This window comes from Kribbella sp. NPDC051137, from assembly GCF_040682535.1.
In the GTDB taxonomy this organism is placed as follows: domain Bacteria; phylum Actinomycetota; class Actinomycetes; order Propionibacteriales; family Kribbellaceae; genus Kribbella; species Kribbella karoonensis.
The window spans coordinates 806,503-825,888 of sequence record NZ_JBFBBI010000004.1 but is presented as its reverse complement, the minus strand read 5'-3'; the positions used below and the strand labels follow the sequence as shown (position 1 = coordinate 825,888).

At 67.8% G+C, this 19,386-nt stretch carries 17 protein-coding genes and 1 pseudogene; 14 read left to right on the top strand and 4 right to left on the bottom strand.

From position 1 onward, the window contains the following. Nucleotides 1–197: 197 nt before the first annotated feature. A complete protein-coding gene (locus tag AB0M51_RS25095) occupies nt 198–1,286 on the bottom strand; it encodes a beta-propeller fold lactonase family protein (RefSeq protein WP_363750668.1) in 1,089 nt (362 codons plus the stop codon). A 55-nt stretch (nt 1,287–1,341) separates the two neighbouring features. Beyond that, nucleotides 1,342–1,572 carry a hypothetical protein gene (locus tag AB0M51_RS25090; protein ID WP_363750666.1) on the bottom strand — a complete coding sequence of 77 codons (231 nt, stop codon included), beginning with the start codon at nt 1,570–1,572 and terminating at the stop codon, nt 1,342–1,344. A 266-nt stretch (nt 1,573–1,838) separates the two neighbouring features. Between AB0M51_RS25090 and AB0M51_RS25085 the strand changes: the two genes are divergently transcribed. From AB0M51_RS25085 to AB0M51_RS25055, 7 genes and pseudogenes are all read left to right on the top strand, one after another. Next, nucleotides 1,839–3,065 carry a hypothetical protein gene (locus AB0M51_RS25085; RefSeq protein ID WP_363750664.1) on the top strand — a complete coding sequence of 409 codons (1,227 nt, stop codon included), beginning with the start codon at nt 1,839–1,841 and terminating at the stop codon, nt 3,063–3,065. Between the two features lie 55 nt (nt 3,066–3,120). Continuing rightward, on the top strand, nt 3,121–3,423 hold the full coding sequence (locus AB0M51_RS25080; protein WP_363750827.1) for an urease subunit gamma: 303 nt from the start codon (nt 3,121–3,123) through the stop codon (nt 3,421–3,423). An 8-nt stretch (nt 3,424–3,431) separates the two neighbouring features. Continuing rightward, nucleotides 3,432–3,728 (top strand): annotated as a pseudogene (locus AB0M51_RS25075) (urease subunit beta); the annotation flags it as partial. A gap of 80 nt (nt 3,729–3,808) precedes the next feature. Then, nucleotides 3,809–5,527, top strand: a complete 1,719-nt coding sequence (gene ureC / locus AB0M51_RS25070; protein ID WP_363750662.1) for an urease subunit alpha — start codon at nt 3,809–3,811, stop codon at nt 5,525–5,527. Further along, nucleotides 5,527–6,258, top strand: coding sequence for an urease accessory UreF family protein (locus AB0M51_RS25065; RefSeq protein WP_363750660.1), 732 nt, complete (start codon nt 5,527–5,529; stop codon nt 6,256–6,258). The genes ureC and AB0M51_RS25065 overlap by 1 nt, the downstream gene beginning before the upstream one ends. 18 nt (nt 6,259–6,276) lie before the next feature. Then, nucleotides 6,277–6,978, top strand: coding sequence for an urease accessory protein UreG (gene ureG / locus AB0M51_RS25060; RefSeq protein WP_363750658.1), 702 nt, complete (start codon nt 6,277–6,279; stop codon nt 6,976–6,978). A gap of 71 nt (nt 6,979–7,049) precedes the next feature. Beyond that, nucleotides 7,050–7,913 carry an urease accessory protein UreD gene (locus AB0M51_RS25055; protein WP_363750656.1) on the top strand — a complete coding sequence of 288 codons (864 nt, stop codon included), beginning with the start codon at nt 7,050–7,052 and terminating at the stop codon, nt 7,911–7,913. An 18-nt stretch (nt 7,914–7,931) separates the two neighbouring features. On the opposite strand, the gene AB0M51_RS25050 is transcribed toward AB0M51_RS25055, so the two are convergent. Beyond that, the gene (locus tag AB0M51_RS25050; RefSeq protein WP_363750654.1) at nt 7,932–9,401 is read right to left on the bottom strand and encodes an ATP-binding protein; all 1,470 of its coding nucleotides are present in this window, start codon (nt 9,399–9,401) and stop codon (nt 7,932–7,934) included. 172 nt (nt 9,402–9,573) lie between these two features. Between AB0M51_RS25050 and AB0M51_RS25045 the strand changes: the two genes are divergently transcribed. From AB0M51_RS25045 to AB0M51_RS25035, 3 genes are all read left to right on the top strand, one after another. Beyond that, on the top strand, nt 9,574–10,500 hold the full coding sequence (locus AB0M51_RS25045; RefSeq protein ID WP_363750652.1) for an alpha/beta hydrolase: 927 nt from the start codon (nt 9,574–9,576) through the stop codon (nt 10,498–10,500). Next, nucleotides 10,497–11,270, top strand: a complete 774-nt coding sequence (locus AB0M51_RS25040) for an SDR family oxidoreductase (RefSeq protein ID WP_363750650.1) — start codon at nt 10,497–10,499, stop codon at nt 11,268–11,270. Before AB0M51_RS25045 ends, AB0M51_RS25040 begins: the two co-directional genes overlap by 4 nt. A gap of 165 nt (nt 11,271–11,435) precedes the next feature. After that, nucleotides 11,436–14,156: an AAA family ATPase gene (locus AB0M51_RS25035; RefSeq protein ID WP_363750648.1), complete on the top strand. Its 2,721-nt coding sequence runs from the start codon at nt 11,436–11,438 to the stop codon at nt 14,154–14,156. Between the two features lie 20 nt (nt 14,157–14,176). Here the strand turns inward: AB0M51_RS25035 and AB0M51_RS25030 are convergent, their stop codons facing one another. Then, nucleotides 14,177–17,008, bottom strand: coding sequence for an AAA family ATPase (locus AB0M51_RS25030; protein ID WP_363750646.1), 2,832 nt, complete (start codon nt 17,006–17,008; stop codon nt 14,177–14,179). A gap of 273 nt (nt 17,009–17,281) precedes the next feature. Between AB0M51_RS25030 and AB0M51_RS25025 the strand changes: the two genes are divergently transcribed. The 4 genes from AB0M51_RS25025 (at nt 17,282) to AB0M51_RS25010 (ending at nt 19,313) form a co-directional block, all read left to right on the top strand. Next, nucleotides 17,282–17,608: a hypothetical protein gene (locus AB0M51_RS25025; RefSeq protein WP_363750644.1), complete on the top strand. Its 327-nt coding sequence runs from the start codon at nt 17,282–17,284 to the stop codon at nt 17,606–17,608. A gap of 150 nt (nt 17,609–17,758) precedes the next feature. Further along, nucleotides 17,759–18,355, top strand: a complete 597-nt coding sequence (locus AB0M51_RS25020) for a sulfite oxidase-like oxidoreductase (protein WP_363750642.1) — start codon at nt 17,759–17,761, stop codon at nt 18,353–18,355. Beyond that, nucleotides 18,325–19,080 (top strand): ferredoxin reductase, encoded by a 756-nt coding sequence (locus AB0M51_RS25015; RefSeq protein WP_363750640.1) that lies wholly within the window; start codon nt 18,325–18,327, stop codon nt 19,078–19,080. Before AB0M51_RS25020 ends, AB0M51_RS25015 begins: the two co-directional genes overlap by 31 nt. Next, complete coding sequence (locus tag AB0M51_RS25010) at nt 19,077–19,313, top strand: DUF6510 family protein (protein WP_363750638.1); 237 nt, start codon at nt 19,077–19,079, stop codon at nt 19,311–19,313. Before AB0M51_RS25015 ends, AB0M51_RS25010 begins: the two co-directional genes overlap by 4 nt. Nucleotides 19,314–19,386 lie beyond the last annotated feature (73 nt).

Below are 19,386 nucleotides of genomic sequence, written 5' to 3'. Positions count from 1 at the left end.
CTGCTCGGACCTTCTGTCTCGGTGAACCGTGTCTCGCCGACGCAACATGGCGACTCCCTGCCAAGCGCACCCGACCGCGCCGATGCACTCAACCTCCCGGTACCCCGGCGTACTCCTCCCCCCGGCAATCTCGGCCGAGCGCAGCGGTGCACAGTCTGGTGTGCCGCGGTGGCACGAGCAGGCGGTCGGCTATGGCGTCAGTCAGTCGCGAGGCCGGCGGTTCCGCTCGTCGCGGTGCCTGACGTGTCCTGTAGGCGTGTCAGGGTTGCGTTGTGCGATACGGCGTACGAGGCGACGTCGCCGTTGCCGAGGCGAACCTGCAGCGTCGTGCCGTCGGGACTGAGGGCCGCGTCCGTGCCACCAGCCGAGGTGCGACCGGCGACAGCATCGAGAAGGGTGAGCCGACCGTCGGGGCTGATGAGGTACGACGAGATGGTGGAGCTCGTCGCGTTGACCGTGAAGGCGTGGCGCCCGTCGCGGGTGGTGACGAGCCAGCATGCGGCGGCCTGCGTGTCGCTCACGGACGGGCTGATTGTGCGAAGCCGGCCGAAACGGACGGCGTACGACGACACAGCGCTCGGCCCCGCCTCAGAGACGATGGCGTGGCCATTCCGGTCGAAGTCGAATCCGTACGGCGTGGAGCCTGCGGAGCGACCAGGAACTGCACGGCCCGCGTACCGGCCGTAGACGGCGAACGTGTCGATGGTCTGGTCGCCCTTGTGTGTGACGAGGAGATGACGCCCGTCCGGAGTGAAGGAGACCTGCGCGGCTGCCGCGGCCACGCCGTCGACTTTGCTGAGTTCTCTGGTTGACTGTGGAAGCGGGCTCAGCCGACCGTCCGGACCGACGCGAAGGCCGCTGATCGTTCCGCCGGCCTGGTTGAGGACGTACACGGTGCTTCCGTGGACCGTGACGCTCACGGGTCGGTCGCCGCCTGTCGGCTCGACGTCGCGTTTGACCAGGCCTCGCTGGGTGATTGCCAGGGTGGAGAGCGTGTCGTCGCCGGCGTTGACCACGAAGAGCAGATCGCCGTGACGGACCAGCGCGTTCTGTGATGCCAGCGACACTCCCAGCCCCAATCCTCCGGTGGCGACGGTGCTCTGCGGGCGCAACTGCCCGTTGCGCAGCCGATCGAAGACCTGGACGGCGTTGCCGGTCGGCGAGTTGGTGGCTTCATAGACGTGGCCGACGACGCGCACGCCGGTGGTGTCCGGTGCCGGCACCTGGGCACTGGCGATACCGGCAGCGCCGGCGGTAGCGGCCGCGGCCGCGAGCAGCGGCGGCAAGGAACGGACGAACAGGTTGTGCATGATGACTCCTTTGAGAGCTCGGGTTCGACGGTCAGCCGTGGTCGTGTGGCGTCACGACCGGGAGGTCTGCGTCGGTGTCGGCGACGATGTTGAAGTAGTTGGTGAGGATGTTCAGCGCGAGGTTGCCGACGACCTCGCTGATCTCCGTGTCGGTCACCCCGGCAGCGCGGGCGGTCTTCAACGCCACCTCGTCGACGGCCCCCCGGTTGCGGGCGATCTCGTCCGCGGCGAGTTGGGATTGAGGGTCATCGCGTCGAGCCAAGCAAGTGGGTTGTTCTGATCGCATCCGTGTTCGCCTAGGGCATCGCCGAGTCGCACCGCCAAGTACCCCTCGGTGGGGTGGTGCCGCAGCGGGTGACTGGGGTTGCAGGCTCGGGTGTTCCCCGATGCGACGCGTCCAGGTGCGCTCGCAGGATTGCGACGTATTGCCCCGGCCAGCGGATCGTGGTCGTCGGGCGCCGTCGTACGGACAGACGAGCCCCGGGCCCGGTCAGATCAAGAATTGGAGACACACTGATGGAGCAAGGCATGCGTGCCCCGGGTCACCTGTACATCCAGACGAACGAGGTCAGGAACTTCGTCATTCACTACGCCCGGGCCACGGACGGGACGATCAATGAGGTGGAGCGGATCCCCACTGGGGGTGCCGGATCCGGCGTCTACAAGCCGATCAGCGGCCAGGAGAGCGCGCCGAACGCGTTCGAGGCCGCGGGCAGCGTGATCCTCACCGCTGACAAGCGCTTCCTGTTCGCGACCAACGGCGGCGACAACTCCGTCTCGAGCTTCGGTGTGAGCGAAGACGGCAAGCTGATGCTGATCGACGTCAAGCGGACCGGCAACATTGTGACCGGCCGCAGCGGTACGGCGAAGTCGCTGGCTTACCTGCCGTCGACCGGCACGCTCTACGTGTTGCACTCCTTCGGGCCCGACCACGTCCGACTGATGTCGGTAGATGCCGACGGCAAATTGAAGGCACGGCCGGAGGGGTACACGGTGAACACGCCGGACAAGTCGCTGCGGGTGTCGACCATGGTCGTCTTGTCGCCGGACGAGAGATTCCTCGTTGTCGGCACGACCTTCGACGAGCCGGCGAAGCCGAACCCGGACGGGTCGCCGATCCTCTGGGCCGACCAGCCCGACGGCTCGAAGAAGTCCGTTGCCTCCAACGCTCCCGACCCGGACGGCATCGTCGTGTTCCATGTGCGGCCGGACGGTTCGCTGGGCGAGGGAATGTTCCAGGACGGCGGCGGCGGTTCGCCGTTCTATCCTGCCTTCCTTCACCGCCGGCCGAACCAATTCGTGATCGGCTATGCCGTGGCGGACGGGGTCGCGCTGGCGACTCTCGGTGAGGACGGCAAGATCGGCACCGGCCCGGTGGTGAAGATCGACACCAGCGCCGGCCTCCCGTCGGAGCTGTGCTGGCTCGCGGTGTCGCCGGACGACCGGTGGGTCTTCGCGACGAACTTCGGCTACAGCAACATCAGCAGCTTCCGTATCGACGGCGACGTGGTATCGCTGGTCCACGACTCGGCCTGCCCCAAGGTGCCGGGTGACGGGACGTTCCGGGCGCTGAACGGCACGGTCAGCAGCGGACCGAGCGACAACCTGATGACTCCGGACGGCAGCTACCTGTACCAGATCTACGCCAACGCCTCCAAGCTGATCGGGTACGCCGTCCAGCCTGACGGCTCGCTCAGCGAGATCACCAGCGTTGAGATCCCTTACAACAGCCCACAGGGCCTAGCCGGGTTCTGACGAGATGACCGAGGCTGGTCCCGGGGATCCGCGCATCGAGACGTGGGTGTCGTCGATGATGCTGAGCCCCCGGGAGATCGAGAAGCTGGTGATCTACCAGGTCGCCGAGCTGGCCCGCCGGCGCAAAGAGCGCGGCGTGAAGCTGAACTTCCCCGAGTCGATCGCGCTGATCACCGAGGCGCTGCTCGAAGCTGCTCGGGACGGGCGGTCGGTCGCCGAGGTGACCGAGTTGGGTAAGCAGGTGCTTTCCCGCGACGACGTGATGCCGGGGGTGCCGGAGATGGTCAACGTGGTACAGGTCGAGGCGACGTTCCGGACGGGGACCCAGCTCGTCGCCGTCGCCAACCCGATTCCGTAGGGGACAAGATGATTCCAGGCGAGTGGTTGCTGTCCGACGAGCCCATCGAGATCAACGCCGGTCGGCGCACTGTGCGTCTGCCGGTGCGGAACACCGGCGACCGGCCGATCCAGGTCGGCTCGCACTACCACTTCTTCGAGATCAACCGGGCGCTGGACTTCGATCGGGCGGCGGCCCTGGGAATGCGGCTCGATGTGCCGTCGGGGCAGTCGATCCGCTTCGAGCCGGGTCACGAGCGCGAGGTGGGCCTGGTCGAGTTCGGGGGTTCGCTCCGGGTGGTCGGCTTCAGCGCGCTGCTCGACGGCGCAGCGTCAAACCCCCGTTCGCGGGCCCGCGCGATCACCCGGGCACGCGAACGTGGGTTCTCCGGAGCGGAGGATCAGTCGTGACGACGATCTCGAGAAGGCAGTACGCCTCGCTGTACGGTCCGACCGCCGGCGATCGTTTCCGGCTCGCGGACACAGAGCTGCTGGCTCGGGTCGAACGCAGTCTGATCCTTCCCGGCGAGGAGGCGATCTATGGCGGCGGGAAGTCGATCCGCGACGGCATGGCGCAGATACCGGGCCTGCGCACCGCCGACGGGGCGCTGGACCTGGTGATCACCTCCGTCATCGTGCTGGACGCGGTGATCGGCATCGTGAAGGCCGACATCGGCGTGCGGAACGGGCGGATCGTCGGAATTGGTCAGGCCGGGAATCCGCAGGTGCAGGACGGAGTGTCCGCCGACCTGCTCATCGGTCCCGGCACCGAAGTGATCTCCGGCGAGGGTCTGATCGCGACGGCGGGAGCGATCGACTCGCACGTTCACTTCCTGACACCGGCGCAGGTCCCGCACGCCGTGTCCAGTGGGGTGACCACCATGATCGGCGGCGGCACGGGTCCGGCTGACGGTTCGAAGGGTACGACGTGTACACCCGGCCCGTGGAACCTGGCCAGGATGTTCGAGGCCACGGCGAACCTGCCGGTCAACGTTGGCTTCATGGGCAAGGGCAACAGCAGCCGTCCGGAGGGTCTGCGTGAGCAGGTCGAGGCAGGCGCGTGCGGACTCAAGGTCCATGAGGACTGGGGCGCGACGCCGGCGGCCCTGGACTGTGCGCTGACGGTGGCCGACGAGTACGACGTACAGGTCGCGCTGCACGCCGACACGCTCAACGAGGGCGGGTATCTCGGGGACACGCTCGACGCGATCGACGGCCGGACGATCCACAGCTATCACACCGAGGGTGCGGGCGGTGGACATGCACCGGACATGATGGCGATCGCCTCACTTCCGAACGTGCTGCCGTCGTCGACCAATCCGACCCGTCCGTACACCACGGACACGACGGACAACCTGTTCTACATGACCATCGTGACGCACCACCTCAACCCCGACAATCCCGAGGACGTCGCGTTCGCCCAATCCCGGATTCGCGCCGAGACCGAGGCGGCAGAAGATGTTCTGCACGACATGGGTGTGCTCAGCATGTACTCGTCGGACTCGCAGGCGATGGGGCGCGTCGGCGACACCGTGTCGACCTGCTGGCGCACCGCAGACAAGATGAAGAAGCTGACCGGGAGCCTACCCGGGGAGACCGCGGGTGACGACAACCAGCGGATCCTGCGATACCTCGCAAAGCTGACGATCAACCCGGCGCGCACGCACGGGATCGGCCACGTGGTCGGGTCGCTGGAGCCGGGCAAGCTTGCCGACATCGTGTTGTGGCCGACGAACACCTTCGGGGTGAAACCGAAGTGTGTGATCAAGGGCGGAATGGTGGCCTGGTCGGTGATGGGTGACGCGAACGCATCGATTCCGACGCCGGAGCCGGTGTTGCTCCAACCTATGTTCGGCGGGCTCGGTAAGGCGGCGGGGCGTACGTCGGTCACGTTCGTCTCGCAGGCGGCGGCAACGACGGGCGTGATGGAGCGGCTTGGAATCGACCGATCGATCGAAGCGGTGCGTGGCTGCCGCACTGTCGGGAAGGCGCAGATGGCACGCAACCATCTGACGCCGGACATCGCGATCGACACCGAGACGTACCAGGTAGCGGTGGACGGTCGACCGGCCGTCGTGCCCGCGTCGGAGGAGGTCTCCATGTCCCAGCTGTACTACATCGTCTGATGCCCGGTGACTTGCCGGGTCCCGACCGGCTGACCGGGCTTCTGTCCGTGCTGCAGCTGAGCGACTCGGCCTTTCCGAGTGGTCGTTACACACTGTCCTACGGCTTGGAGACCTTGGCACAGTCCGGTCGACTCACGATGCCGAGCGACCCCGCGCTTCTCTCAGCCCTGCTACGCGATCAGGTCCGGCTGTCGGTCGGCCCGTCGGAAGGCGTTGGCCTGGCGTGTGCGCATCGCGCGACAACCGGTCCGGAGTCGCTCGAGTTGGACCTGGTCAGCCGCGCCGACGAAAGGTTGACCGCCGTCAAGCTGTCGCGGGAGGCGCGGGAGACGTCGACCCGTACCGGGCGCGCGCTCCTGCGCGTCGCGACGGCGGCTCTTGGAACCGGAGCGCTCGCGCTGTACGCACAAGAAGTCGCGGCGAGACGATCACCGGGCAACCATGCGGTAGTCCTCGGAGTGCTCAGCGCATCCCTCGGCGTACCACGTCTGGAGTCGGTCGCCGGCGAGTTGTTCGCGTTCGCGGCCAGTTGGACCGCGGCCGCGGTGCGGCTCGCGCTCACCGATCACGGCACGGCGCAGGCGGTGCTGTTCGACGTACGCGCGGCTCTGGCCGCCGCGGCTCGGCATGCGGCCGACAAGGACATTCCCGACATCACCAGCTGCACACCGCTGCTGGACGTGATGGCGATGCGGCACGAGGAGACCGAGCTTCGGCTGTTCGCCAGCTAGCTGAGAGGAAGTGGCTTCATGGATACACACGCGCACGGCCATGGACATGGGCACGATCACGATCACGACCTGGTGTCCCGGCTCGCCTCGGTGCGGGCGCCTGGGATCCCGCGGATCGGTATCGGAGGCCCGGTCGGCTCCGGCAAGACGGCGTTGATCGAGGCGCTGGTCCCGATGCTGATTGCCGCCGGCCATCGGCCGCTGGTCGTCACCAACGACATCTTCACCAGTGAGGACGCCTTGCATGTACGACGAACTCTGGCGGGCGTCCTGGCGCCGGACCGAGTGGTGGGCGTCGAGACCGGTTCCTGTCCGCACACCGCGGTGCGCGACGACCCGAGCATGAACCTCGAAGCGGTCGCCGAGCTGACCGACCGCTTCGCCGACGCCGACGTCGTTCTCGTCGAGTCCGGCGGCGACAATCTGACACTGACTTTCAGTGCTGCCCTGGCCGACTACTTCGTGTTCGTGATCGACGTTGCTCAGGGCGACAAGATCCCCCGCAAGCGTGGTCCCGGTGTGACGCACTCGGATCTCCTGGTCATCAACAAGGTGGACCTGGCCGATCTGGCCCGGTCCGACCTGTCGGTGATGGACCGGGACGCCCGCGCAGTGCGAGCCGGCCGTCCGTTCGTGTTCACCAACTGCTTCACGGGTGACGGTCTCGACGAGGTCGCCGACCGGATCCGTGCGGTGATCGGCGAACTCGCTCCAGCATGACGGAACGGGACGATCAGGCCTGGTGCGCACCTCCGGCGGTTCCCGCCGAAGTGCGCGCATTCGGCGTTGACGTGAAGGACGCGCTGGGTGTCGGCGCCGCGGGAAAGCTCGGGGTGCTGGATCTGGCGCTGGCGTCGCGGGCCGGTAGTACCAGGGTCGTCCGGCAGTACCAGCGGTCTCCGCTCTACGTGTACCGGCCGATCTATCTGGATCCGCTACGGCCCGACATGGCGTTCGTGTTCCTGCAGCAACAGGGTGATGGCTTTGTCCAGGGCGATCGGTACCGGATCGACGTGGACTGCGGGCCTGGTTCCGCCGTCCACCTGACGACGCAGGCCGCCACGAAGGTCTTCCGGGCGCACGACAGCTTCTCGACGCAATTGGTCAACCTCCGAGTCGGAGCAGGCGCCGTGCTCGAGTACCTGCCTGACCCCGTCATCCCGTTCCGCGGGTCGCGGCTGTACCAGCGGACCTGCCTGACCGTGGCGGAAGACGCGACGGTGATCCTCGGGGAGACTCTCCTGCCGGGGCGGGTGGCGCACGACGAGGCACACGTGTACGACCTGTTCTGGGCCGACACCGAGGTCCGGGGAGTGGACGGTTCATTGTGGTTCGCCGACACACTGCGGCTCCGGCCCGGTGAGTTCGACGGTCCGGACTCGCCGGGAGTACTCGGTGACTACGACGTTCTGGCGAGCTTCTACGTGCTCTGCTCCCGCACGCCTCCATCTGAGCTGGTCGCCTTCCTTCGTGACGCGCTCGCCGGCGTACCGGAGGTGCTGGCCGGGGCGACGGAGCTGCCTGCGGGCCGTGGCGCCGCTGTGCGGATTCTTGGTTACTCATCCAAGGCGGTCCAGGCCGCCATGCATGCCGCGTGGGATCGCGCGCGCCTCGACCTCCTCGGTGCGCCCGCTCCCGACCTTCGCAAGGCCTGACAGATCAGCCACACCAGCTCAGCGACCACTGGGGCCATCACTTGCCGCGTCTGTGGATCGCCCTGGGCTGCGCTCGCCGAGCGGCAGACGGACCGTGAAGCGCGTGTCTCCTGGTGAGGACTCGACTGACAGGTCTCCGTGGTGTTTGCCGACCACGATCCGCCAGGAGATGTCGAGGCCCAGGCCCGGACCCGCACCGACCGGTTTGGTGGTGAAGAACGGTTCGAAGATGCGGCTTCTGATCTCCTCCGGCACACCCGGTCCGGTGTCGCCGATCTCGACCACGACCTGATTGTCGTCACGAGCGGTGCGGACGGTCAGCCGGCCGCGGCCGTTCATCGCGTAGACGGCGTTCTCGACGAGATTCGTCCACACCTGGTTGAGCTCGGCCGCGTACACCGGGACGGGCGGCAGGCTGCGATCGAGATCGGTGACCACCGTGACGGTGTCGCCGATCGTGTGAGCGAGCATCATCAGAGTGCTCTCCAGCAGCTGGTTCAGGTCGACCTCCCGGTACGGCGTACGGTCCACCTGCGAGTACTGCTGGGCTGCCGTCACCAGGGTGGAGATTCGGGACGTCGAGTCATCGATCTCGTTCAGTGAGAGTTCGAGGTCGACAGTCTGATGCAGCCAGTCGAAGGCGTCCTCGAGGCCCGGGCCGTCGCCGACCACGTCGGCGACTGTTTCCAGCCACTCGACGTCCCACCCGGCCTGCACAAAGGTGGGAGCCGTCCGCCAGCCGTTGGTGAGTCCGTGGGCCTCGAACCAGTCGGTCAGTTCGTCCTCACGGTCGGTCGTATCGAGCGGGCTCAGCGCCGGAGCGTCCGGTAGGTGCTGAAGGGCCTTCGCCTGAAGTGTTTCCAACGACCGCCAGACCGATCGGTCGACGTCGTGCCCGATGCCCGACTCGGTCCGTCTCAGTCCGGCGAGTCGTTCCCGCAGTGCGGCCGTGGCACGCATCGCCGCCGCGGTGGGGTTGTTCAGCTCGTGCATGAGGCTCGCCGACAAGGAGCCCAGGGCAAGTAGCCGTTCGTGTTCACTGATCGCGCGCTGTGTGTTCTTCATGCCGAGGAACAACCCCTCCAGCAGGTGCAGCGGCATCGGGAACCACTCGCGCATGATCGCGGCGAACCGGTCCGCGGCCAGGACGTACAGCCGCGACTTCCGGGTCGCCCGCAAGGTGTTGTCCAGCGTCTGGCTCACGCCGTCGCCGAAGAACGGCCGCCAGGCTCCGGCGTACGCGCCGACCTGGCTGGTCCGGTTGATCTCGGCGTCCTCGTGGCCGACCCGGCGGGAGATCACCAGCTCGCCCTCGAGCAGTACGTAGAACGAGGTCGCGACGTCGTTCTCCCGGTAGATGTAGCCGGCCTCGAACACCTCCACGCGCCCATTGCGGCACAGCCAGTCCAGTTGTTCGTCGTCGAGCCTCTCGAACAGGAACAGCGCTCTGAGCTCGGTCACGTCACACGGCACGCTTCGGGTCACCATGCCGACATCGTCGGGGCTCTGCTGTCCGGCCGCATCCGGGAGGACACCAGGCGCACCCCGGTCGAGAACCCTCGCGTCGGAGCAGACCGGGGTACTGCCGGAGGCGAGCGGGGAGAGCGCGCCGCCATGGTGAACAGATCCGGTCCGCACCGGCTATTCCAAGGAGATCGAGATGGCACCTGTTCACCACCGGTACGTCGACGTAGCCGGACGACAGCTGTTCTACCGTGAGGCCGGGCCGCCGGACGCGCCGGTCGTCGTCCTCCTGCACGGGTTCCCGACCAGTTCGTTCATGTTCCGCAACCTGATCCCGGTGCTGGCTGCGGACTACCGGGTCATCGCTCCCGATCACCTCGGTTTCGGTCTGTCGGACGCTCCACCGGCAGGCGACTTCGGCTACACCTTCGACGCGCTCGCCGACCTGACTGCCGGACTGCTCGCGGCTCTGCACGTCGAGCGGTACGCGCTCTACGTCCAGGACTACGGAGCGCCGATCGGTTGGCGGCTGGCGCTGCGCGCGCCCGAAGCGGTCACCGCCATCGTCACCCAGAGCGGAAACGGGTACGACGAAGGGTTCGTGGAGAGCTTCTGGCGCACGGTCTGGGACTACCAGCGTGAGCAGACACCGGAGACCGAGACGGCCATCCGGCAGGCACTGACCCTCGAGGTCACGCGCTGGCAGTACGTGACCGGCGTCCCCGACGAGACTCTCGTGAGTCCGGATACCTGGCATCACGACTACAACCTGCTGACCCGGCCCGGCAACGACCAGATTCAGCTGGCGCTGTTCCGGGACTACGAGACGAACCCGGCCATGTACCCGCACCTGCACGAGTACCTGCGCTCCAGCGGGGTGCCGGTGCTGGCTGTGTGGGGCCGTGGTGACGAGATCTTCGGCCCGGCCGGCGCAGAGGCCTTCACGCAGGACGCCGTCGACGCCGAGATCCACCTGCTCGACGGAGGGCATTTCCTTCTCGAGAGCGCGGGGCCGGAAGTGGCCGCACTGATGAAGGACTTCCTCGGCCGCAGGCTGGCACCCGTGGGCATCGACCAGAACAAGTTCGAGATGGAAATGACAGGGATGGGAGAGCACTCATGACGTACAACTTCGACGGTCGCAAACTCGTCGTCATCGGAGGAAGCAGCGGGCTGGGACGGCAGACAGCCATCGACGTCGTGCACGGCGGCGGTACAGCTGTCATCGTCGGCCGCGACCAGGAGCACGTCGACGAGACCGTGAAGACATTGTCCGGTGCGGGCCAGGCGTGGGGCATCGTGGCCGACCTGACCGACCGCGACGAGGTCGCACGGACACAGCACCAGTTGGCAACCGAGCACGCGGACGCCACACTCCTGGTCAACGCGGCCGGCGTCTTCGTCCCGAAGCCGTTCCTCGACCACGACGGGGGAGACTACGACTCGTACCTCGAGCTGAGCCGCGCCATCTACTTCCTGACACAGACGGTGGTACGCGGGATGGTTGCGGCCGGTAGCGGGGGTGCGATCGTCAACATCGGCAGCATGTGGGCACACCAGGCCGTCGCGGCAACGCCGTCCAGTGCTTACTCGATGGGCAAAGCCGGGCTGCACGCATTGACTCACAATCTGGCGGTTGAGCTCGGCGCCCAGCAGATCCGGGTCAACGCCGTGGCACCAGCAGTCGTGGCGACGCCCATCTACCGTGCGTTCGTCCCGCCGGAGCAGATCGAGGCGACCATCGAGAGCTTCAACGGCTTCCATCCGTTGGGTCGCGTCGGTTCAGCTCAGGATGTTTCGTCGGCGATCACGTACCTGCTCTCGGACGACGCCAGTTGGGTGACAGGCGCGATCCTCAATGTCGACGGCGGGGTCATGGCCGGGCGCAACTAGACGTCTGCGAGCCGAAACACTGCTACTCCTCGCGTCGCGGCACCTATGAGCGAGAATAGGATGCTCTGACAGACTGCCGACACAGCGTAGGAGGTCTCGCGATGACGGGCAGGTCGACGCACCCGGGGCGTCGGGTGCTGCCGGACCCGAAGCGCTAGTCCTGTGATGCAGTTCCGGCGCGACGAGTGCGATCTGTTCGATCGGCTCGTCGACGACGTGGGGTCGGGTGAGAGCAAGGCTCTGGTCCTCCGCGGCGAATCGGGGATCGGCAAGACCGTCCTGCTCGAGTACGTGGCGGGTCAGGCGGCCGGCTGGCGCTCGGTGCGCGCCAGTGGAGTCGAGTCCGAGCAGGAGCTTGCCTTCGCCGGCCTCCACCAGGTGTGCTGGCCGGTGCTCGAGGCTGTCGAAAGACTGCCTGGCCCACAGCAGGAGGCGTTGCGCACGGCTTTCGGCCTCGCCCCGGGCAAGCCGCCGGACCGGTTCGTCGTCGGCCTGGCGGTACTGGGTCTGCTCAGCGAGGCAGCGCGGGACCGTCCCTTGCTGTGCCTGATCGACGACGCCCAATGGCTGGATCGCGCATCGGCCCAGGTCCTCGGCTTCGTAGCGCGGCGGCTGCGTGCCGAGTCGGTCGCCATGATCTTCGCGGTCCGTGAGCCGACGGACGGCGGCGAGGTCACCGAGCTGAAGGGCCTACCGGATGCCCGGGTCCGTGGGCTGTCCGACGCCCAGGCGCGGACGCTGCTCGGATCGGTCTACCCCGGACCGGCGGACAAGCGGCTACTCGATCGCGTGGTGGCCGAGAGCCGTGGCAACCCCCTGGCTCTGCTCGAGCTCCCACGCGGCTTCACTCGGGCCGAGCTGGAAGGCGGATTCGGTATGTTCGGGCCCGTCGTGCTGCCCGGCCGTATCGAGGAGAGCTTCCGGCGACAGATCGCCATGCTGTCGCCCATGACGCGGCAGGTGCTCCTGGTCGCGGCGGCTGAACCGCTTGGCGATCCGGCACTCGTGTGGCGCGCGGTCGAGCGCCTCGGAATCGCGGTGGATGTCGAGACAGCGACGCGCGAGGCAGCGGAACGGTTTGTGGACTTCGGCGCGCGAGTGCGTTTCCGGCACCCGCTGCTGCGGTCGGCGATCTATCGCGCCGCCACGAGCGAGGAACGGCGCCGCACCCACCAGGTTTTGGGCCAGGTGACCGATCCGGGTACGGATCCTGATCGCCGAGCCTGGCATCGCGCCGCGGCCGCGGAGGAGCCTGACGAAGCCATCGCCGCTGATCTGGAGCTCTGTGCCCGGCGTGCGCACGCGCGTGGCGCAGCAGCCGCCGCGGCAGCGTTTCTGGAGCGCGCGGCAGGGCTGACGCCTGACGCGAGGCGGCGCGGTCAGCGGCTGCTCGCAGCAGCGAACGCTACCTACGAGGGAGGCATGCCGACCGAGGCGCCGCGACTGGTCGCGCTGGCCGAGGCCACCCCCTTGGACGCCCTCGAGAAAGCACAGGCCGACGTGCTCTATGCACGCAGCGCCTTCGCCCTCGGACGGGGGCGAGATGCGACTGAATCGCTGTTCCAGGCGGCGAAACGACTCCAGGTGATCGACGCGGAGACGGCGCGCCTCACCTATTTGGAGGCCATCCGGGCGAGCTGGTTCCTCGCCGACGTCGCCCCTGGACTCACGCTGCGTGAGATGGCCGAAGCGGCCGACGATCTTGCTGATCCGGGGCCTGAAACGACCAATGACGTGCTCATCCACGGTCTCGCCATCCGATACCGCGACGGCTACCCAGCAGCTGCCGCGGTCCTGAAGAGGGCCGTAGCCGAGTTCTGCGACACCACGCCGACCGGTGGCTCCGACTTCCTCTTGGAGTGGTTCTTCGGCATGGTCGCGGTGGACCTGTGGGACGACGAAGCCTGGGACCTGATCAGCCGCCGCTACGAGCAGCGTGCACGGGACGAGAGTCGCGCCTCGCTGCCGATCGCGCTGACGATGCAGATCGTCAACCTGGTGGTCCAGGGAGAGCTGTCCAAAGCAGAGTCGTTGGTGGAAGACTTCGATGCCGCTCGTCAGGCGACCGGCATTTTCGATGCCTCTTACGGAGGAGTGCTGCTGGCGATCTGGCGCGGACATGTTCAACAGGCGACCGAGATGATCGACGCGATGGCCGACGATGCGGCCAAGCGCGGCGAGGGAGTCACACTGATCGCCGTGGCGTGGCTGCGGGCCGTCTTGTCGAACAGCTTGGGCCGCTATCAGGAGGCGGCGACCGCAGCGCTCGAAGCGACCGAGTCGCAGCGTGAGATGGGCTACGTCACGCTGTGTTCCCTCGCCGAGCTGGTCACCGCCGCGGCCCATGCCGGCCGGCCTGAAACGGGCGCAGAGGCCCTGGCGCAGCTGACGAGCATGACGGAGGCCAGCGGCACCGACTGGGCACTGGGTGTGACGGCCAGTTGCCGGGCGATGCTCGCGGACGACGACTGCGCTGAATCGCACTTCCGAGAAGCGATCATGCGACTCGAGCGGACCCGGATCCGCGGCGAGCTGGCCCGCGCCCACCTGTACTACGGAGAGTGGTTGCGGCGGCGCGGCAGGCGCAACGATGCGCGCCGCGAGTTGCGTACCGCGCACTCCCTGTTCACCGATCGCGGAATGGCTTCCTTCGCCGCGCTCGCCGTACGCGAGCTCGGTGCCACCGGCGAGAAGGTGCGCGAGGCAACGAACTCGGAAGCCGGCACCCTCACGTCGCAGGAAACGCAGATCGTGCGACTGGTCCGCGACGGTTTGACCAACGCGGAGATCGCCGACCGCTTGTTCATCAGCCCGCGCACCGTCGAGTGGCATCTGGGAAAGGTCTTCGCGAAGCTCGGCGTCACGTCCAGGCGACAGCTGCGCTGACGCTCGGAAGCGGTCTGCCCTCAGCGGCCGGTGGCCAGGATGCCAGGCCCGTCGTCGGTCAGGGCGTCGACAGCCGGCTGCAGCACGAGGTGCAGCTCGGTCCTGGACGTGATCGCGAGCTTCGCGAAGATCTTGTGCAGGTGGTACTCGACCGTTCGTGGGCTGAGGAACAGACGGGCGCCGATCTCGGAGTTGCTGAGCCCGTCGCGCGCCAGGTAACCGATCCGGGACTCCTGGGTAGTGAGTTCGCGGCCGGTCTCGACGCTTCGTCTGCGGACCCGCTCACCGGTGGCCAGCAGCTCGGCGTCCGCACGCGCGGCGAACCCGTCGGCGCCGATCGTTGCGAAGGTCTGCTGGGCAGCTCGCAGCGGCAGGCGGGCGTCGACGCGTCTGTTCTGCCGGCGCAGCCACTCGCCGTAGAGGAGCTGGGTCCTGGCGAGTTGGACGCGGATGCCGGTCCCGGACAATCGGTCGATTGCCTCCTGGTAGAGACGCTCGGCCGCTGTTGCGTCGGCGAGCAACGCGCGGGCGGCTGCTCTCACGCCGAGTGCCCAGGGAGTCGCGGCGGTGCGGGTATCTGCATCGAGCCGAGCCAGGGCTGCGGTCGCCACGTCGCGTCGCCCGCAGCGCGTCCCCGCTTCGATCAGCTCGGCGCGCGCCCAGCCGGACAGCGCGAGTTGATCGGCCTCTTCCGCTTCGTAGGCGGCCGCCAGGGCTTGCTCGTAGTCTCCCGAGCCGTTGTGCAGCACCGCCTCGGCCAATTGTGTGGCAGTGAGCGTCAATGCGTCGCCGCGCTGCCGGGCTCGTCTACGCGCTGTCGGCAGGCCTGGCAGGATGTCCTGTCTTCCTTGCCAGGCGGCGAGTACCAAGGCCGCGGGCGTTGGCAGCGGGGGACCTGCGCTCAAGGCACGTGTGTTTCCGCGAGCGATGGTGTCTTGCGCGACCTGAAAGCGGCCACGGAACAGATCCAGCAGCGCGATCTCCGTCAGCCGGTGACCGAATGGTGACCCCTCTTGCCCTGCGCCGTCGCCGAGGCCCCGAGGGGGCCGGTTCTGAGCGCTCAGCGCCGCCCAGGCATCCTCGTTCCATCGGTCGGCGGCGGCCCAGCCGGCCAGCCACGTCCATCCGCGGGCCACGGAGTCCAGGGCGTCTCCGCCGAATGCGGTGAGTGCTTGGTCGAGTGCGGCGGTCGCAGCTCCAGGGCCGTCGAGCACCTTGGCTACGAGCGCGTCGAGCAGCAGATCGATCGGCCCCGTCGAGCCCGCGGTCGTCGTGTCGCGTGCGGCCTGTGCGACGTCGCGGAGGTGCGGGGCGGCCGGGATACGGCAGGAGAGCATCGCTGCGACCAGGGCCTCGAGGTATGCGTGCCGGGCCAACGCCGGCGAGTGCACGCGGAGGCGACGGGCCGCATCCAGCAGCAACTGCGGCGTTGCGTCATCGCGACGAACGGCGAACTCGATGCGTGCCCGCTGAAGCCCGATGTGGGCTTCGCGTACCGGATCGGGCGGTCCACTCTCAGCTATCGTCAGAAGCTGCTGTGCGGCGTCGAGGCTGCCTGCCGCATGCTTTGCACCTGTGGCGGCCAGAGCGCGCCGAGCGCGGGCGATCGAGTCGGCCGTCAAGAGGGCGGACCGTTCCAGGAAGGCCGCGCGAGCTGCGATTCCGCCGCGTTCCTCAGCCCGCGCAGCATTCTGCTCGAGGTCGCCTGCAATCCGATCGTCGAGCCCGCTTGTGGACAGCGCGAGATGCCATGCTCGGCGGTCGGCGTCCGTCTCACTCGTTGTGGCCTCGGCCAGCGCCCGGTGGGCGAGGCGAACCTCGGACGGCGTCGCGCCGGCGTAGACAGTTGCTCGCAGCGTGGCGCAGCCGAACACCACCCGTCGCCCGAAGGTCAGCAAGTTCTCTGCCTCAAGTACTTCGGTGGCCTGTGTGTCCAGACCCAGCCTGTCGGCTGCCCGCGAGGCGAGCGCCGGGTCTCCGGTCGGGTCGGCAGCGATCGTGAGCAACAGCTGACGGGCCTCGGCGGGCAGGCGCCCCGCACGCCGCACGCAGTCATGATCCTGGTCCCGGGAATCGGGAGGTGGCGCCGGAATCGCGTAGCCCCCGGCGAACTCGGCCGCGGTCATGCCTTCGACGGCCTGTAGGAGTGAGCGCGGATTGCCGCGCGCCTCGAGAAGCACCCGGTCGGTCACAGCAGCGTCGATCTTGGCCGGTGCGCCGGCCAGGAGTACCGAGCGTGCGTCGCCCCATCGCAACCCTTCGAGCCGCATTTCGGCAACCCCGTCGAGCTCCGGCACGCCTTGTTTCCCGCGTTCTCCGAATACGAACAGCAGCCGGCTGCGCTCGGCGCGACGGACCACGAACGCCAGTGTCAGCAAGGAGGCGGTGTCGAGCCAGTGTGCGTCATCGACAAGACAGCACACGGGGTCACGGCCGGCGACGGCGCTGAGCAGGTTGAAGGCGGCGACGCTCACGAGCAGGCGGTCCGCTGGTTCGCCGCCGCTGAGCCCGATGGCTGTGGAGAGCGCGGATCGCTGAGCGGGCTCGAGTTGCTGTAGTTCGTCGACCACAGGAGCGCACAATCGGTGAAGGCCGGCGTAGGGGAGCTCACGCTCGTCCTCCACACCGCGTGTCCGCAGAACCCGGTAGCCGTCCGCGCGCCGAGCGAGGTAGTCCAGCATCGAGCTCTTGCCGATACCTCGGTCGCCGAGCACGCGCAATGCCACAGCTCGTCCGGTCGACGCCTCCTGCAGCAACTGGTCCATTCGGGCACACTCCGCAGTACGCCCGTACAGCCGGGGCTCGTCGCACGGGGCCAACAGTTGTTCGGTGTCGAGCAGGAAGGTCGTCACGCCATCAGCGTGCCGTGACGACACCTGCCTTGTAGCCCGAGTTGAGCACGGGTGGAACCCCGGGTCCGGGGATCGAGCACACCCCGGGGTCACCCGGGCAGGCTGGTGCCGCCTAGGCGATCTACGGACTCGAACGACGGCTCGGTGGTGTTGATATCGGTGCTTCACGGGCTGACGCGGCGCGAGGCCTTGCGCGTGGGACTGGCGGGATAGCTGGCGTCGACTCGTGGCGGACATCGAGTCAGGCCATCGCGGGCGAGGAGGAACGGGTAGGTGGTGAGCCGACGGGCGTTGCGACCGTTCCAGGTCCGGCTCCAGGTCGAGGACGCGATGGTCACGGTCGTAGTCAGCGGTGTACTCGAAACGCAGGCCATCTCCGTGGCGCTCAGTGAGCTGCTGACCGTCTGGGGGCTGACGAAGGCTGTCACCGTCGATCTGTGCGCGGTGTCCGAGCTGGCAACGGACGGCTGCCTGTCGCCCCTTCTTGACGAGGTGCGCTCGCGGTGCGAGCGGACAGGCTGCCGCCTGCTTGTGATCGCGACGCATCCCCGTGTGCTGCATCTGCTGAACTCCTGGGGAACGGGACGAGCAGCTGTTTGACAGAACTGCGCACCCGATCGGCCGATCGGCGTGCCCGGGGTGGGACTGGGGAGTTCACCGAGGCGAGCCGGGTGCGCTGGGTGGTCGAATCGAGGTCGGTAGGTGTCCTGACCTTGGAGGAGATCCGGTGTTCGAGAAGGTGAACGTTTGATGCCGGTCACGCGAGGCTTTCACGGTCGGCGAAGTGGCGCGGACGGATCCCGGGTGCCGCCAGGGCAGTACGTGACCCCGGACTTCCCGGTGCTGTCTGCGGGGCCGACGCCGCGGACCCCGCTGGACGCGTGGCGGTTCACGATCCGCGGAGCGGTGGAGGCGCCGGTGTCGTGGTCGTGGGAGGAGTTCCAGGCGCTGCCGCGGGAGACGTTCACCGTTGACATCCACTGCGTGACGAAGTGGAGCAAGCTCGGTACGACGTGGTCAGGTGTCGCGGTGGACACCTTGCTCGCGGAAGTGACGACGGAGGCGCCGTACGCACTGGCGTTCTCCGACGGTGGCTACACGACCAACGTTCCGCTGGCGGACCTCCGCGGGCGGGCCTGGGTCGTCGACGAGTACGACGGTCGCCCGCTCGATCCCGAGCATGGTGGACCGGCCCGGCTGCTGGTACCGCACCTCTATTTCTGGAAGAGCGCCAAGTGGGTGCGAGGCCTGGAGTTGCGTGCGGACGACGAGCCCGGGTTCTGGGAGAGGTTCGGCTACCACAACTACGGAGATCCGTGGAAAGAACAGCGTTACAACGGCGATTGAGCTGGCAGACCGGGACTGTGGTCGAGACGGTCCGGGAGACCGCGCGCGCCCGCACGATCAAGCTCGCGGTCCCCGGCTGGACGACCCATCGCGCCGGGCAGCACGTCGACGTGCGGCTCACCGCGCCTGACGGGTACCAAGCCGAAAGGAGCTACTCGATCGCGTCGGCGCCGGAGGACGAGTACGTCGCGCTGACCGTCGAACGGATCGAGAACGGGGAGGTTTCGCCGTACCTGGTCGACGAGCTGCGGGTGGGGGACGAACTGGAGCTCCGCGGACCGGTCGGCGGGTACTTCGTCTGGGGTGACGAGCTGGGCGGTCCGCTGTTCCTGGTAGCAGGCGGGTCGGGGCTCGTTCCGCTTCGGTCGATGTTGCGGCACCACCGCGCTGCGGGCAGCCGGGTCCAGGTGCGGGTGCTGTGCTCGGCCCGGTGCCTGGACCTGTTGATCTATCGCGATGAGTTGATGGAGATCGCGGCGTACGACCTGTTCGACATATCGGTCACGTTGACGAGGGAGCCGGCGGACAGCTGGCGGGGGTACCGGCGGCGGATCGACGGCGACCTGCTGGCGGAGACCGGCTGGGCGGCCACGGACCGGCCGTTGAGCTACATCTGCGGACCGACCGGCTTCGTCGAAGCCGCCGCGAACGATTTGGTTGCGCTAGGCCACGACCCGCTCCGGATCCGGACCGAACGCTTCGGCGGAACAGGGGTAGCGCGATGACGCCGCTGGACGGGAACGCTATCGCCGCGGTACTCCACGAGCTGTTCGGCCGCGAGGTCACCGCGAGCGGTTATGCCTGCCAGACCTGCGGCAGCACGGGGTACGTCGCCGAACTCGCGGTCTACCCGAACGGTCCGGGGATCGTCGGCCGGTGCCGCAGCTGCGACACGATCCTGCTGATGATCACCGAGCGTAAGGGCCGGTACTGCGTCGACTCTGGAGGACTGTCATGAGACAGGTCGGGCAGCGCGGACGTCAGGCTGACCCGGGTCTGCATCGGGTGCTTATCGGCCAGTGGCTAGCCAT

Bases quoted from the DNA above. Each gene is read 5' to 3' on its own strand.
- AB0M51_RS25065 (WP_363750660.1), top strand. From the start codon at position 5,527: ATGCCCGGTGACTTGCCGGGTCCCGACCGGCTGACCGGGCTTCTGTCC.
- AB0M51_RS25085 (WP_363750664.1), top strand. From the start codon at position 1,839: ATGCGTGCCCCGGGTCACCTGTACATCCAGACGAACGAGGTCAGGAAC.
- ureG (WP_363750658.1), top strand. From the start codon at position 6,277: ATGGATACACACGCGCACGGCCATGGACATGGGCACGATCACGATCAC.
- AB0M51_RS25040 (WP_363750650.1), top strand. From the start codon at position 10,497: ATGACGTACAACTTCGACGGTCGCAAACTCGTCGTCATCGGAGGAAGC.
- AB0M51_RS25020 (WP_363750642.1), top strand. From the start codon at position 17,759: ATGCCGGTCACGCGAGGCTTTCACGGTCGGCGAAGTGGCGCGGACGGA.
- AB0M51_RS25080 (WP_363750827.1), top strand. From the start codon at position 3,121: ATGATGCTGAGCCCCCGGGAGATCGAGAAGCTGGTGATCTACCAGGTC.
- AB0M51_RS25035 (WP_363750648.1), top strand. From the start codon at position 11,436: ATGCAGTTCCGGCGCGACGAGTGCGATCTGTTCGATCGGCTCGTCGAC.
- AB0M51_RS25050 (WP_363750654.1), bottom strand. From the start codon at position 9,401: ATGGTGACCCGAAGCGTGCCGTGTGACGTGACCGAGCTCAGAGCGCTG.
- AB0M51_RS25045 (WP_363750652.1), top strand. From the start codon at position 9,574: ATGGCACCTGTTCACCACCGGTACGTCGACGTAGCCGGACGACAGCTG.
- AB0M51_RS25010 (WP_363750638.1), top strand. From the start codon at position 19,077: ATGACGCCGCTGGACGGGAACGCTATCGCCGCGGTACTCCACGAGCTG.